We start from the raw sequence: 14,153 nt of genomic DNA, 5'->3' as shown, positions 1-14,153 counted from the left end.
CGCGGCGGAGCCGCAGAGTGTTACAGCGGGAAGGGGCGGGGAGAGGGACTCACGCCTTGCGAGCCCGGGTCGCCTTCTTCGCCGGCGCCGCCTTCTTGACCGCGGAGGCCGTCCGAGCAGAGGCCGTCTTCTTGGCAGGCGCGGCCTTCGCCGCAGAAACCGCCTTCTTCGCCGCCGCCTTCTTCACCGGCTTCCGCACCGGAACAGACGCGTCACTGATCCGGTCCGCCCCCAGAATGTCCCGCAGGAACTTGCCCGTGTGACTGGCCGGCACCGAGGCGACCTGTTCGGGCGTGCCCTCGGCGATGACCAGGCCACCCCCGTTGCCGCCCTCGGGACCCATGTCGACGACCCAGTCCGCCGTCTTGATGACGTCCAGGTTGTGCTCGATGACGATCACCGAGTTCCCCTTGTCGACAAGCCCCGAAAGCACCTTGATCAGCTTCGAGATGTCCTCGAAGTGCAGCCCGGTGGTGGGCTCGTCGAGCACGTACACCGTCCGCCCCGTGGACCGCTTCTGCAGCTCGGAGGCGAGCTTCACACGCTGGGCCTCACCACCCGACAGCGTCGGCGCGGACTGCCCGAGCCGGACGTACCCGAGCCCGACCTCGTTCAGCGTCCGCAGGTGACGGGCGATCGTCGGGACGGCCTCGAAGAATTCCAGGCCCTCCTCGATCGGCATGTCGAGCACCTCGGCGATGGACTTGCCCTTGTAGTGGACCTCCAGCGTCTCCCGGTTGTAGCGCGCCCCGTGGCAGACCTCGCACGGGACGTACACGTCCGGCAGGAAGTTCATCTCGATCTTGATGGTGCCGTCGCCGGAGCAGTTCTCGCAGCGTCCGCCCTTGACGTTGAAGGAGAACCGGCCGGGGAGGTAGCCCCGGACCTTCGCCTCCATCGTCTCCGCGAACAGCTTGCGGACGTGGTCGAAGACACCCGTGTACGTCGCCGGGTTGGACCGCGGGGTGCGGCCGATGGGCGACTGGTCGACGTGCACGACCTTGTCGACGAGGTCGTCGCCGTCGACCCGGGTGTGCCGGCCGGGCACGCTGCGCGCCCCGTTCAGCTCGCGGGCCAGGTGCGTGTACAGGATGTCGTTGACCAGTGTCGACTTGCCCGAGCCGGAGACACCGGTGACGGCGGTCAGCACGCCGAGCGGGAACGAGACGTCGATGTCCTGGAGGTTGTTCTCCTTCGCCCCGTGCACGGTGAGGCGGCGCGTGGGATCCATGGGCCGCCGGATGTCGGGCAGCGGGATCGACTTCTTGCCCGCCAGGTACTGGCCGGTCATCGACTCCTTGTTGCTGAGCAACTGCTTCAACGGGCCGCTGTGGACGACCTTTCCGCCGTGCTCACCTGCGCCCGGGCCGATGTCGACGACCCAGTCGGCCACCTTGATGGTGTCCTCGTCGTGCTCGACGACGATCAGGGTGTTGCCCATGTCGCGCAGGCGTACGAGCGTCTCGATCAGGCGGTGGTTGTCGCGCTGGTGCAGCCCGATCGACGGCTCGTCCAGGACGTAGAGCACGCCGACCAGGCCGGAGCCGATCTGGGTGGCGAGCCGGATGCGCTGGGCCTCGCCGCCGGAGAGCGTGCCGGCCGCGCGGTTGAGCGAGAGGTAGTCGAGGCCCACGTCGACCAGGAACTTCAGCCGCTCGTTGACCTCCTTGAGGACCCGCTCGGCGATCTTCTTGTCGCGGCTGTTGAGCTTCAGCTCGGCCAGGAAGTCCGCGCAGTCGCTGATCGACATCGCGGAGACCTCGGCGATGGACCGCTCCATCACGGTGACCGCGAGGACCAGGGGCTTGAGGCGCGAGCCCTCGCAGGTCGGGCAGGGCACCTCGCGCATGTAGCCCTCGAAGCGCTCGCGCGCGCCGTCGCTCTCCGCCTCGGAATGGCGCCGCTTGACGAACGGCACCGCGCCCTCGAAGGAGGTGGTGTACGCCCGCTCGCGGCCGTACCGGTTGCGGTAGCGGACCTCGATCTGGGTCTTGTGGCCGTAAAGGAGCGCCTTCTTGGCGCGCTGCGGAAGCCCCGCCCACGGGATGTCGGTGCGGAAGCCCAGCTCGTCGGCGAGCGCGCCGACCAGGCGGGCGAAGTAGTCCTTGGTGTGGCCGAGCGACCACGGCGAGACCGCGCCCTCGTCGAGGGACTTGTCCTCGTCCGGGATGATCAGCTCGGGGTCGACCTCCATGCGGGTGCCGATGCCGGTGCAGTCGGGGCAGGCACCGAACGGCGAGTTGAAGGAGAAGGAGCGCGGCTCCAGCTCCTCGAAGGAGAGGTCGTCGTACGGGCAGTACAGGTGCTCCGAGTACATCCGCTCGCGCTCGGGGTCGTCGGCCGCGAGGTCGACGAAGTCGAGCACGACCATGCCGCCGGACAGGCCCAGCGCGGTCTCCACCGAGTCGGTGAGGCGGCGCTTGGCGCCGTCCTTCACCGTGAGCCGGTCGATGACCACCTCGATGGTGTGCTTCTCCTGCTTCTTCAGCTTGGGCGGCTCGGCGAGCTGGATGGTCTCGCCGTCGACCCGGGCCCTGCTGTAGCCCTTGGTCTGGAGGTCTGCGAACAGGTCGACGAACTCGCCCTTGCGCTCGCGCACCAGCGGCGAGAGCACCTGGAAGCGGCTGCCCTCGGGCAGTTCGAGCACCTTGTCGACGATGGCCTGCGGCGACTGGCGCGAGATCGGCCTGCCGCACTCGGGGCAGTGCGGCTTGCCGATGCGCGCGAAGAGCAGACGCAGGTAGTCGTAGACCTCGGTGATGGTGCCGACCGTCGAGCGCGGGTTGCGCGAGGTCGACTTCTGGTCGATGGAGACGGCGGGCGACAGACCTTCGATGAAGTCGACGTCCGGCTTGTCCATCTGGCCGAGGAACTGGCGGGCGTACGAGGAGAGCGACTCGACGTAGCGGCGCTGCCCCTCGGCGAAGATCGTGTCGAACGCGAGAGAGGACTTGCCCGACCCCGAGAGCCCGGTGAAGACGATGAGGGAGTCGCGCGGCAGGTCGAGCGAGACGTTCTTCAGGTTGTGCTCGCGCGCGCCACGGACGATGAGACGGTCGGCCACGCCGGTCCGCACCTTTCTAGAGAGAGCGAGGGAGCTCCAGGAGCCCCCGTCCCAGGGTATGGGGGGCGCCACGGTGATGTTGTTGATTCTTGGATGAATCAGGACACGTTCCGAAACGGATCCGAGAAGGGAACCGACTACGAGCGTATAGCACGCGCATTCGATTTACGGACTCGTCCGGCCACCTTCACCCGGACGAGTGGCGGGGCTATCGTCGGCGCCATGATTGATCACGCGCGCGACCTGGCCTCTGTACGCGAAGCCACCGAACGGCTGCTCACCGCAGCCGCCGCACTGGACAACGCCTCCGTCACCGAGCCGTCACGGCTGCCCGGCTGGAGCCGCGGCCATGTACTGGCCCATATCGCACGGAACGCGGACGCGCTCGTCAACGTGCTGGCCGGGCGGCCCATGTATCCGAGCGCCGAGGCCCGGGACGCGGACATCGACCGCGACGCGCCCCGCCCGCTGGACGCCCAGCTCGCCGACGTGCGCGAGAGCGCGGCCGGCTTCCAGGCGCAGGGCGAGCTCCCCGCCGACTGGTCGCGCACGGTCGAGCTGCGCAACGGCGTCACCGACGCCGCCGCCCGCGTGCCCTTCCGCCGCCTCGTCGAGGTCGAGCTGCACCACGTGGACCTCGGGATCGGCTATGAGCTGGAAGACCTGCCCGAAGACTTCGTCCGGCGCGAGACCGACTTCCTCACCGAGCGGTTCGCCGGGCACCATGACCTTCCGTCGATCGCCCTGACCGACGACAGCGGCCGGAACTGGACGACTGGAGGTGGCGCCGACGGCAGCCCCGTCCAGGTGAGCGGAACCGCCGCGGACCTCGTCGGCTGGCTCGCCGGACGGCGTGACGGCGCCGCCCTGAAGGTGACCGGCGGCGCGCTGCCCGCCCTGCCCCCGCTGTGACCCCGGCGATAGGCTGAGCCCATGACGTACAGCGGAGCGGTGAAGGCCGGCGGTCCGGCCGATGTGCACGAGCTGACGGACCTGATGATCTCCAAGGTCGAGGTCGGGTCGATGAGCAACAACGCGTACCTGCTGCGCTGCCGGGCCACCGGCGAGCAGTTGCTCATCGACGCGGCGGCCGACCCTTCGACGCTGCTCACGCTGATCGGTGACGACGGCATCGCGTCCGTCGTCACCACCCACCGGCACGGCGACCACTGGCAGGCGCTCGCCGAGGTCGTCGCCGCGACGGGCGCGCGCACCTATGCGGGACGCTACGACGCCGAGGGCATCCCGGTCCCGACCGACGTCCCCGTCGAGGACGGCGACACGATCCGGGTCGGCCGCGTCGAGCTCACCGCACGCCACCTCGTCGGCCACACGCCGGGCTCGATCGCCCTGGTCTACGACGACCCGCACGGCCACCCCCATGTGTTCACCGGCGACTGCCTGTTCCCGGGCGGTGTCGGCAACACGTGGAAGGACCCCGAGGCCTTCGCCAGCCTCATCCGCGATGTCGAGACCAAGCTCTTCGACACGCTGCCGGACGAGACCTGGGTCTATCCCGGCCACGGCAACGACACCACCCTGGGCGACGAGCGCCCGCACCTGCCGGAGTGGCACGCACGCGGCTGGTAGCCGCCGCCCGGCGGCGCGTCCCGCCGCCGGGCCCGCCAGGGGGACCGGTCCGTTCGCCGTGCCGTAGAAGTCCATGCCTCGATCGTGGCACCCGCCACTGACAATCGGCGGTGCACGCGTGCGCCCGCCCGCCGTCCCGCACGCTTCCGCGCGCCCCCGTAACGCATGATCACTGCGGGTAGTTGGCGTGACATGCGCACCGCCACTCCCCCCACACCGCCTTCGATGATCCGCCTCGCGGCCGCCTCGCTGGCGGGCACCGCCATCGAGTTCTACGACTTCTTCGTCTACGGGACGGCGGCCGCCCTGGTCCTCGGCCCGCTGTTCTTCCCGACGTTCTCCGCGCTCGCGGGAACCCTGGCGGCCTTCGGCACCTTTGGTATCGGCTTCCTGGCCCGCCCCCTGGGCTCGGCCCTGTTCGGGCACATCGGCGACCGCTACGGGCGCCGCCCCGTCATGTTCGCCTCGCTCACGCTGACCGGGCTCGCGACGGTGGCGGTCGGCTGTGTGCCCTCGTACGCCTCGATCGGCATCGCGGCGCCCTCGCTGCTCCTGGTGCTGCGCTTCCTCCAGGGGCTCGGGCTCGGCGGCGAATGGGGCGGCGCGGTACTCCTCACGGCCGAGCACGCGCCCGCCCACCGACGCGCCCTGTGGACGAGCTTTCCGCAGATCGGCCCCTCCCTCGGCTTCCTGCTGGCGAACGGCGTCACCCTCGCCCTGTCCGCCGGGCTGAGCGACGCCCAGTTCGACTCCTGGGGCTGGCGGGTGCCGTTCTGGGGCGCCGGGCTGCTCGCGCTCGGCGGGCTGCTGCTGCGCACCTCGCTGGCCGAGACGCCGCAGTTCCGCGAGATGGGCGAGCCGGTCAGGCTGCCACTGCTCGAAGTGGCGCGCGGCCATTGGCGGTTGGTGCTCCTGACCGCGGGCGCCCTCTCGATCGGGTACGCCGTCTTCTACACGGTGTCGACCTGGTCGCTGGCGTACGCGACGGAACGGCTCGGGGTCGACCGCACGGTGATGCTCGTCTGCATCCTGGCGACCGTCGCGGTCATGGGCGCGCTGACGCCGCTCGCGGCGCTGCTCGGCGACCGCTACGGGCGTCGGCCGATGTGCCTGGTGGGGTGCACGGCGACGGTGGTGTGGATGTTCCCGATGGTGGCGCTGCTCTCGACCGGCGAGCCGCTGTGGATGTTCGCCGGGTTCCTGGGCGCGATGCTGGCGTTCATCTCGATGTTCGCGGTGATCGCGGCGTATCTGCCGGAGCTGTACGAGCCGAGGGTGCGCTGCACGGGCGCCGCGGTCGGCTACAACCTGGGCGGGGTGCTCGGCGGCGCGCTGACCCCGCTCGCGGCAACGGCGCTGGCCCGCGGCGACGGCCCGCCGTGGGGCGTGGCCGCGTATCTGACCGGCGTCGGACTGCTGAGCCTCGGCTGTTTCGCGCTGCTCCCCGAGACCCGGCCCGCGCCGCTGGCGCAGCCGGGTCCCGGGGCGGAGCCGGAGGCGGCCCCGGCGTAAGGCCACCTCCCTCTGGTCAGGCGCCGATGCTGTCCTTCTGGGGCTCCTCGGCCGCCGTCTGCTTCTTGGCGGCGATGAGGCTGGTGATCGTGGTGATGACCAGCACGCCACAGATCACGCCGAGCGAGACCGGGATGGAGATCTCGGGGACGCTCACCCCGTTCTCGTGCAGGGCGTGCAGCACCAGCTTCACTCCGATGAAGCCGAGGATCACCGACAGGCCGTAGCTGAGGTGCACCAGCTTCTTGAGCAGTCCGCCGATCAGGAAGTACAGCTGGCGCAGACCCATCAGTGCGAAGGCGTTGGCGGTGAACACGATGTACGGGTCCTGCGTGAGACCGAAGATCGCGGGAATCGAGTCCATCGCGAAGAGGACGTCGGTGGTGCCGATGGCGAGCATGACGACCATGAGCGGCGTCAGGATCTTCTTGCCGTTCTTCTCCACGAACAGCTTGGTGCCGTGGTACTTGTCGGCGACGCCGAACTTCTTCTCGACGGACTTCAGGAGGCGGTTCTCCTCGAACTCCTCTTCCTCCTCGCCGGAGCGCGCCTCCTGGATGAGCTTCCAGGCGGTGTAGATCAGGAACGCGCCGAAGATGTAGAAGACCCAGGAGAAGTTGGCGATCACCGCGGCACCGGCCGCGATGAAGATCGCGCGCAGCACGAGGGCGATCAACACGCCGAACAGCAGCACCCGTTGCTGGAGATGCGAGGGCACCGAGAACTTCGCCATGATCAGGATGAAGACGAAGAGGTTGTCGACGGAGAGCGACTTCTCGGTGATGAAGCCCGCGAAGAACTCGCCGGACGCCTGGCTGTTGCCGAAGAACAGCAGGCCGAGGCCGAAGAGCGCGGCCAGCACGATCCAGACCACGGTCCAGATGCCGGCTTCCTTGACCGACACGTCATGGGGCTTGCGCCCGATGAAGAAGTCGGCCGCGATCAGGGCACACAGACCAAGAATGGTCAGTACCCACAGGGTCATTGAAACGTCCACTGCGCCTCCGGCGTCGTACGGCTACTGATCAGCGTCGTCGCTGCCGGAGGTCTCTTCCACCCGGGCGCCTTCCCTCGCGCCGCGGGCCGGCGCCCCGGGACCCGTCCCGTGGGTCCGTATTGACGGGAACGCCGCAGTCGGGAGTACTCCCCTCCGCTGGAGGCAGCCTACCCGAATAACCAAGAGAAGGTAAAGAGATTGGTAAAGATCGACCAAATGGCCAGGTCGGAGGCGTTTGGTCTAGCTCTTACGGTGGAGTCGCCCGCGCCGTTCCGGAGCGGGCAGGGGCGCTAGCGGGGCCAGGCGGCGCGGGCCTCGCCGACCTGGCCGAGGACCTGCTCCAGGATGCGGCTGCCGGGCGGCGTGAGCGGCGGCTCGTACGTCCAGGGGTGACCCACCCACGGGTCGGCCAGGTGGTCGTCGGGGACCGGGGTCAGCCGCAGCAGCGAGCGCCACAGCGGCTGGAGGACCGGCCCGTACTCGCTGGCCTCCTCACGGTCGGCGACCATCAGCAGGTGCACGCCGACCGAGGGGCCCTCGTCGGCGAGGTAGCGCAGCTGGTTCAGGGCGCGGTCGTCGAAACCGTGCGGGAAGTCGTTGACGATCAGAAGCTGCTCGGCGGTGTCCATCCCGGGCGGCAACGCGTCGGCGCCCGCCCCTGCCCGTACCGCCATCTGTACGAGGTCCACGCGCTCGATGAGCCGGGCAAGGACCTCGGCCACCCCGGCCGCGCCCGCCGCCGGAGGTGCGGCGAGCACCCCGGCCCGCGTGAGCGGGGCGAGCCGGGCCGCGGCCGAGCCCGCCGGGTCGATGACGTGGACGGCGAACTCATGGGCCGGATACACCGCGAGCAGCCGGGCCGCGATCGCCACCGCGGTGTCCACCGCCAGGCCCTTGACCTGGTCGGAGTCCATGAACGCGGCCGCCTCGGAGCCGCCGCGGCCCGAGTCGATCCACAGGCCGCGCTCGAGCGGCAGCCGGACCAGCATGGGGATGCGCAGCTCCGGCTGCTCGGGCAGCTGCAGATCGCCGATCCGCAGGGCCATGGGGAGCTCCATCGGGACCCGGTAGGCGTGCCACACCGGGTTGTCCCAGCGGGCGTACGCGGGCGGCAGGGCGGGCTCGACGACCTCGGACTCGGCTGTCAGCTGACCGAGGTCGCGGTCGAGGGCCTCCCTGGCCCTGGCGACGAGTTCCTCCCGCTTGGCACGGGCCTGTTCGCGCGCCTGGTCCCCGGCCGGTCCCATGCGGCCGCGCGGGTCGGACAGGGCTCGGTCGATCTCCTGCTCCATGCGCGAGTCGGCGAAGTCGACGGCGCTGCGGTAGGCGGCGACGGCGCGGGCCAGGTCCTCGAACATGCCCCACACCTGGTTGTAGAGCCGCTCGTCCATGGACCAGCCGGTCGCGTCGCCCGCGACGGGCTGCGCGGGCTCGCCCGGGGCCGCGGGCGGCGCGACCGGGGCCGGTGGCGGGGGCGTGCTGGTCTGGCGCCGGGGATGCGCGTAGTTGATGGGGCCGCCGTCGCCGACCGCCTGCTGGGGCGGGGTGACGGGCGGCTGGGCGTCGGCCGGTGCGGGCCCGCCCGAGGCTCCGGGCCCAGCCGCGCGCACCCGGGCGTCGTCGCTCGTACGGGGCGGGGGCGCGGCCACCGAACGGGAGACGCCGAGCGCGATCGCGTCCTGGATGGCGGTGGCCAGCTGCCCCGCCTCGGGCAGGCCCTGGTCGGCCAGCATGTCGGCGAGGCCGCCCGCGTATCCCTGGCCGATGGCGCGGATCTTCCAGGCACCCTGGCGGCGGTAGAGCTCCAGGGCCACGACCGCGGACTCGGCGCCGAGCCCGGTGATGGTGTAGCTGGCGATCTCGGTGCCGTCGAGGCCGGTGACCGCGACGAAGGGCGCGGCCACCGCGGCGAACCGGCTGGGCCCCGGCGTCCCGAGCGGCAGCGCGAGGAGCACGTTGACCCGGTGCACGCCCTCGCCCAGGGCCTCCAGGTCCACGGCCAGGCGGTGGTCGGCGGCGGCCTGCCGGGAGACCTCCAGGCCGGGCAGGCTCGGCGCGCCGGGGTGGGCGACCTGCTCCGCCCCGCGCACCCGGCCCTGCTCGTCGCCGAGCGTGGCACCGGCCACGATCGGGGTGCCGGCCGACACCCGGATCTCCAGTCGGGTCTGGGGCAGGGGGTGGTTCTGCCCCCGTACCAGCTCGGCCGTCATCGCCTCTGTCCCCTCGTCGAGTTGATGGTGGTGCGTGTGCTGCGTATGCGGTTACGGTGCAGCTCCCGGCGGCATCGTGCCTCCGGGAGCTGCGGTGTCCGGTCCTGCTCTGTACTGCGGTGTTCGGTACCGCGGCGCGGTCAGAGGTGCGGCAGGATCGCCGGCATCAGGTCCTGGAAGGTGCGGCCGTTGGCCGGGTTTCCGATGGCGGTCATCTGCCAGCCGGCGCCCACCCGGTGCACCTTGGCCATGATCTGCGCGGTGTACTGGCCGCCGCCGTCCAGCGTGTAGCGGGCCAGCTCCTGGCCGTTGGTCTCGTCGACCAGGCGGCAGAACGCGTTCTGCACCTCCTGGAACGTCTGGCCGGTGAACGAGTTCACCGTGAAGACGATCTGGTCGATGTGGACCGGCACGCGCGAGAGGTCGACCAGGATCGACTCGTCGTCACCGCCCTGGCCCGCGCCGCCCACGAGGTTGTCACCGGTGTGCCGGACCGAGCCGTCGTCGCTGGACAGGTGGCGGAAGAACACCACGTCGACGGGCTGCTTGTCGGCGAAGAGCACCGCCGAAGCGTCCAGGTCGATCTCCTGCGTCCGCTTGCCGAACAGGCCCCGGCGCGGTGCCGCCTGCCAGCCGAGCCCCATCCGCACCGCGGTCAGGGTGCCGCCACCCTGCTTCTCCAGGCTGATGGCCTGACCCTTGGACAGATTGACCGTCACGCGCTGTCCCCTCTCCCCATGTGTCGTTCTTGACATGCTTTGCGTTGTTGTACGTCTCGGGCCCGACCCTACGCAGTCCACCGGGCCACGCGGCCACGCGGGGGCTTTTTGTGGCGGTGTTGCAACACACCGCCCACGCAAGGAATCCGCCCCCGCGGCCGGCCTGTCAGGCGAGGCCCGCCTCCTTCATCTGGCGGAGCTCCTTCTTCAGCTCGCCGACCTCGTCGCGCAGCCGGGCCGCCACCTCGAACTGCAGGTCCGCGGCGGCCGCCCGCATCCGGTCGGTCATCTCCTCGATGATTCCCGCCAGTTCGGCCGCGGGACGGTCGGTGAGCTCCTTCTTCGCTCCCTTGCCGGCCTTCGCCGCCTTGGCGCCGAGGGAGGGCACCGGCGCCTTGGCCGCCTTGCCGTCCTTGCCCTTGCGGTATCCGCTGCCGAGCAGTTCCTCGGTGTCGATCTCCTCGCGCGCGATGGTCGCGACGATGTCGTTGATCTTCTTCCGGAGCGGCTGCGGGTCGATTCCCTTTTCTTTGTTGTACGCGATCTGCTTCTCGCGGCGCCGGTTGGTCTCCTCGATGGCCTTCTCCATCGCCGGGGTGACGCGGTCGGCGTACATGTGGACCTGGCCGGAGACGTTTCGGGCCGCACGGCCGATGGTCTGGATCAGGGAGGTGCCCGACCGCAGGAAGCCCTCCTTGTCGGCGTCGAGGATCGCCACCAGGGATACCTCGGGCAGGTCGAGGCCCTCACGCAGCAGGTTGATGCCGACCAGCACGTCGTACTCACCGGCCCGCAGTTCCCGCAGCAGCTCGATACGGCGCAGCGTGTCGACGTCGCTGTGCAAGTACCGCACCTGGATGCCCAGTTCGAGGAAGTAGTCGGTGAGGTCCTCGGCCATCTTCTTGGTCAGCGTGGTGACCAGGACGCGCTCGTCCTTCTCCGTGCGCTTGCGGATCTCGTGCACCAGGTCGTCGATCTGGCCCTCGGTGGGCTTGACCACGACCTCCGGGTCGACCAGGCCGGTCGGGCGGATGATCTGCTCCACGAAGCCGTCGCCGCGCGAGAGTTCGTACTTGCCGGGGGTCGCCGACAGATACACCGTCTGGCCGATGCGGCCGAGGAACTCCTCCCACTTCAGCGGCCGGTTGTCCAGCGCGGAGGGCAGCCGGAAGCCGTGGTCGACGAGCGTCCTCTTGCGGGAGGCGTCGCCCTCGTACATCGCGCCGATCTGCGGCACGGTCACATGCGACTCGTCGAGGACCAGCAGGAAGTCCTCGGGGAAGTAGTCGATCAGGGTGTTGGGCGCGGTGCCGGGCTCGCGGCCGTCGAAGTGCATCGAGTAGTTCTCCACGCCCGAGCAGCTGCCGATCTGGCGGAGCATCTCCAGGTCGTACGTGGTGCGCATGCGCAGCCGCTGGGCCTCCAGGAGCTTGCCCTGCTTCTCCAGCTCGGCAAGGCGCTGCTCCAGCTCCTTCTCGATGCCGTTGACGGCCTTCTCCATGCGCTCCGGGCCCGCCACGTAGTGGCTGGCGGGGAAGACGTAGAGCGACTGGTCCTCGCTGATGATCTCGCCGGTGACCGGGTGGAGCGTCGAGAGCGCCTCGATCTCGTCCCCGAACATCTCGATGCGGACGGCCAGTTCCTCGTAGACCGGGAAGATCTCGATGGTGTCGCCGCGCACCCGGAAGGTGCCGCGGGCGAACGCCACGTCGTTGCGGGTGTACTGGATGTCGACGAAGCGGCGCAGCAGCTGGTCGCGGTCGATCTCGTCGCCGACCTTGAGCGGCACCATCCGGTCGACGTACTCCTGCGGGGTGCCGAGGCCGTAGATGCAGGAGACGGACGCGACCACGATCACGTCGCGGCGGGTGAGCAGCGAGTTGGTCGCCGAGTGGCGCAGCCTCTCGACCTCCTCGTTGATCGAGGAGTCCTTCTCGATGTAGGTGTCCGACTGCGGGACGTACGCCTCGGGCTGGTAGTAGTCGTAGTACGACACGAAGTACTCGACGGCGTTGTTGGGCAGCAGCTCGCGGAACTCGTTGGCCAGCTGGGCGGCCAGCGTCTTGTTCGGCGCCATCACGAGCGTGGGGCGCTGGAGCTTCTCGATCATCCAGGCAGTCGTCGCCGACTTTCCGGTGCCGGTGGCGCCGAGGAGGACGACGTCCTTCTCACCTGCACGGATGCGCTTCTCCAGCTCGGCGATGGCCGCCGGCTGGTCACCGCTGGGCTGGTAGGGACTGACGACCTCGAAGGGCGCCACCGTACGTTCGATCTTGGAAACGGGCCGCATGCAACCACCGTACGACCCGCCACTGACAACCGGGGTCCGATCGCGCTCCGGTCACCAGTCGTGCGGGGAGGCGGAGCCCTCTCGCGACGGCTCGGACGCCGCCCAGCTGGTGCGTTCCGGGAAGGACGGGCGGTGGCGGGGCGCGGGGATCGCGCGCGGCGGACGCCTCTCCCAGTCCGGCTTGCCCATCACCACGAGCGGGTCGAACATCACGACCACCCCGGCGAGGATCAGGAAGGCGACTGGCCCGATCAGCATGGGCGCGAGCAGGGAGGCGGGCGACTCGCCGCCGGCCCCGGCGGTGGCGGCACTGGCGGCGGCGCCGTGCAGCCGGACGCTGAGCGCGGCCATCCCCGTGTAGTGCATGCCGCTGACGGCGATGCCCATGACGAGGCTGGCACCCAGGCTGGCCAGGAAACCGTGCACGGACACGGCGGCCCACAGCGCGGCCGTGGCGGCCACCACCGCGATCACCACGGAGACGCTGACGACGACGGTGTTGTACTCGAACTCGCCGTTCATCGTGATCCCGGCCATGCCCAGGTAGTGCATGGTGGCCACGCCGAGACCGGTGACGGTGCCCCCCGTGACGAGCGCCATGGGGGTGGCGCCCCGGTAGCCGACGATGAAGATGCCGATGCCCACCATCACGATCGCGACGGCGAGGCTGGCGAAGGTGATGCCCCGGTCGTAGCCGAGCGGTACCTCGTGGACCGTGAAGCCCATCATCGCGATGAAGTGCATGGTCCATATGCCCGAGCCTATGGAGGTGGCGCCGAGCGCCAGCCAGGCGGCTTTGAAGGAGCGCTCGGTCCGCACAGACCTGGCGGTGCAGCGCAGGCCCAGCGCTCCACCGAGGCAGGCCATGATGAACGCCGCCACCGGCGTCACAAGGCCATAGCTGAATCCGTCGACCGTCCCGTGCATACCCGTGTGCCCTTCACCCCGTACCGACTGAAGAGGCCCTACTCCTGATTGCGGCCCTGGTTCGGGGCGACATTAGGGCTCGCTGCGCGACAGGCAAACATTTTCCGGGCAATTTATCGACTCCGGGCGACTGAGGCGTGCCTCTATGTGACGATATGCACCCTTTGGCACCCCCGTCCCGCGACCCCGGCAGGCCTGTTTCGGGGCCGGGCGGGGCCGGGCGGGTCCGGCGGGCGGGCCGCGTTGTCAGTGGGCGGTCGTACCGTGGTCGGCATGGACAGCAATGCGCAGTTCGTCGAGTGGGCCGTCGTCGAGAGCGACATCGGCCCGCTGCTCCTGGCCGCGACCGGGCAGGGTCTGGTGAACGTGGTGTTCCACGCCGATGAAGCAGTGCGCGTGAGGGCCGTGCGGGCGCTCGCCGCCCGGTTCGGCACGGAGCCGGCCCCGGCGGTGCCCGGCCTGGCGGGCCCCCTGGAGGAGCCCATACGCCAGATCAAGGCCTATTTCGGCGGCGCGCTGCGGGAGTTCACGCTGCCGCTCGACTGGTCGCTGTCGTCCGGGTTCAACCGGCAGGTGCTGCGCGAGCTGGCGGCAGGGGTGCCGTACGGGTCGGTGGTGGGCTACGGCGATCTGGCCGGCCGGGTCGGCCAGCCCGGGGCGGCCCAGGCGGTGGGCGCGGCCATGGGGTCGAACCCGCTGCCGGTGGTGGTGCCCTGCCATCGCGTGGTGGAGAGCGACGGCGGGCTCGGCGGATTCGGCGGCGGCCTGGAGACCAAGCGGCAGCTGCTCGCGCTCGAAGGGGTGCTGCCCCAGCCGCTGTTCTGAGCAGCTCCATTCCCCTGGC

The 14,153-nt window shown here is 70.1% G+C and carries 10 protein-coding genes; 4 read left to right on the top strand and 6 right to left on the bottom strand.

The window, feature by feature from the left end:
• Positions 1-49: 49 nt before the first annotated feature.
• Positions 50-3,064: an excinuclease ABC subunit UvrA gene (uvrA, locus tag IE206_RS07665; RefSeq protein WP_189961241.1), complete on the bottom strand. Its 3,015-nt coding sequence runs from the start codon at positions 3,062-3,064 to the stop codon at positions 50-52.
• A gap of 222 nt (positions 3,065-3,286) precedes the next feature.
• Here uvrA and IE206_RS07660 point away from each other — a divergent pair, with 222 nt between their 5' ends.
• The 3 genes from IE206_RS07660 (at position 3,287) to IE206_RS07650 (ending at position 6,166) form a co-directional block, all read left to right on the top strand.
• Positions 3,287-3,976 carry a maleylpyruvate isomerase family mycothiol-dependent enzyme gene (locus IE206_RS07660; RefSeq protein WP_189961240.1) on the top strand — a complete coding sequence of 230 codons (690 nt, stop codon included), beginning with the start codon at positions 3,287-3,289 and terminating at the stop codon, positions 3,974-3,976.
• 21 nt (positions 3,977-3,997) lie between these two features.
• Positions 3,998-4,654 carry an MBL fold metallo-hydrolase gene (locus IE206_RS07655; protein WP_189961239.1) on the top strand — a complete coding sequence of 219 codons (657 nt, stop codon included), beginning with the start codon at positions 3,998-4,000 and terminating at the stop codon, positions 4,652-4,654.
• Between the two features lie 225 nt (positions 4,655-4,879).
• Positions 4,880-6,166 carry an MFS transporter gene (locus IE206_RS07650; protein WP_189961238.1) on the top strand — a complete coding sequence of 429 codons (1,287 nt, stop codon included), beginning with the start codon at positions 4,880-4,882 and terminating at the stop codon, positions 6,164-6,166.
• 16 nt (positions 6,167-6,182) lie between these two features.
• Here IE206_RS07650 and IE206_RS07645 read toward each other — a convergent pair whose 3' ends face one another.
• The 5 genes from IE206_RS07645 to IE206_RS07625 all read right to left on the bottom strand — a co-directional run bounded on the left by IE206_RS07645 (position 6,183) and on the right by IE206_RS07625 (position 13,309).
• Positions 6,183-7,163: a TerC family protein gene (locus IE206_RS07645; protein WP_189961237.1), complete on the bottom strand. Its 981-nt coding sequence runs from the start codon at positions 7,161-7,163 to the stop codon at positions 6,183-6,185.
• Between the two features lie 290 nt (positions 7,164-7,453).
• Positions 7,454-9,373, bottom strand: a complete 1,920-nt coding sequence (locus tag IE206_RS07640; protein WP_189961236.1) for a TerD family protein — start codon at positions 9,371-9,373, stop codon at positions 7,454-7,456.
• Between the two features lie 140 nt (positions 9,374-9,513).
• Entirely contained in the window at positions 9,514-10,092 is a 579-nt protein-coding gene (locus tag IE206_RS07635) for a TerD family protein (RefSeq protein ID WP_189961235.1), read from the bottom strand.
• A 166-nt stretch (positions 10,093-10,258) separates the two neighbouring features.
• Positions 10,259-12,382, bottom strand: coding sequence for an excinuclease ABC subunit UvrB (gene uvrB, locus IE206_RS07630; protein WP_189961234.1), 2,124 nt, complete (start codon positions 12,380-12,382; stop codon positions 10,259-10,261).
• 51 nt (positions 12,383-12,433) lie between these two features.
• Positions 12,434-13,309, bottom strand: a complete 876-nt coding sequence (locus IE206_RS07625) for an MHYT domain-containing protein (protein ID WP_189961233.1) — start codon at positions 13,307-13,309, stop codon at positions 12,434-12,436.
• Between the two features lie 273 nt (positions 13,310-13,582).
• Here IE206_RS07625 and IE206_RS07620 point away from each other — a divergent pair, with 273 nt between their 5' ends.
• Positions 13,583-14,134 carry a methylated-DNA--[protein]-cysteine S-methyltransferase gene (locus tag IE206_RS07620; RefSeq protein ID WP_189961232.1) on the top strand — a complete coding sequence of 184 codons (552 nt, stop codon included), beginning with the start codon at positions 13,583-13,585 and terminating at the stop codon, positions 14,132-14,134.
• Positions 14,135-14,153: the final 19 nt, after the last annotated feature.

Origin of the sequence: Streptomyces violascens (assembly GCF_014649955.1) — a bacterium.
GTDB lineage: Bacteria > Actinomycetota > Actinomycetes > Streptomycetales > Streptomycetaceae > Streptomyces > Streptomyces violascens.
This window is presented reverse-complemented; position numbering and strand designations above follow the sequence as displayed.

What these genes read in the sequence shown, in the direction of transcription:
- IE206_RS07650 (WP_189961238.1), top strand. Translation starts at nt 4,880, where the DNA reads ATGATCCGCCTCGCGGCCGCCTCGCTGGCGGGCACCGCCATCGAGTTC.
- IE206_RS07625 (WP_189961233.1), bottom strand. Translation starts at nt 13,309, where the DNA reads ATGCACGGGACGGTCGACGGATTCAGCTATGGCCTTGTGACGCCGGTG.
- IE206_RS07655 (WP_189961239.1), top strand. Translation starts at nt 3,998, where the DNA reads ATGACGTACAGCGGAGCGGTGAAGGCCGGCGGTCCGGCCGATGTGCAC.
- IE206_RS07640 (WP_189961236.1), bottom strand. Translation starts at nt 9,373, where the DNA reads ATGACGGCCGAGCTGGTACGGGGGCAGAACCACCCCCTGCCCCAGACC.
- uvrB (WP_189961234.1), bottom strand. Translation starts at nt 12,382, where the DNA reads ATGCGGCCCGTTTCCAAGATCGAACGTACGGTGGCGCCCTTCGAGGTC.
- IE206_RS07620 (WP_189961232.1), top strand. Translation starts at nt 13,583, where the DNA reads ATGGACAGCAATGCGCAGTTCGTCGAGTGGGCCGTCGTCGAGAGCGAC.
- IE206_RS07660 (WP_189961240.1), top strand. Translation starts at nt 3,287, where the DNA reads ATGATTGATCACGCGCGCGACCTGGCCTCTGTACGCGAAGCCACCGAA.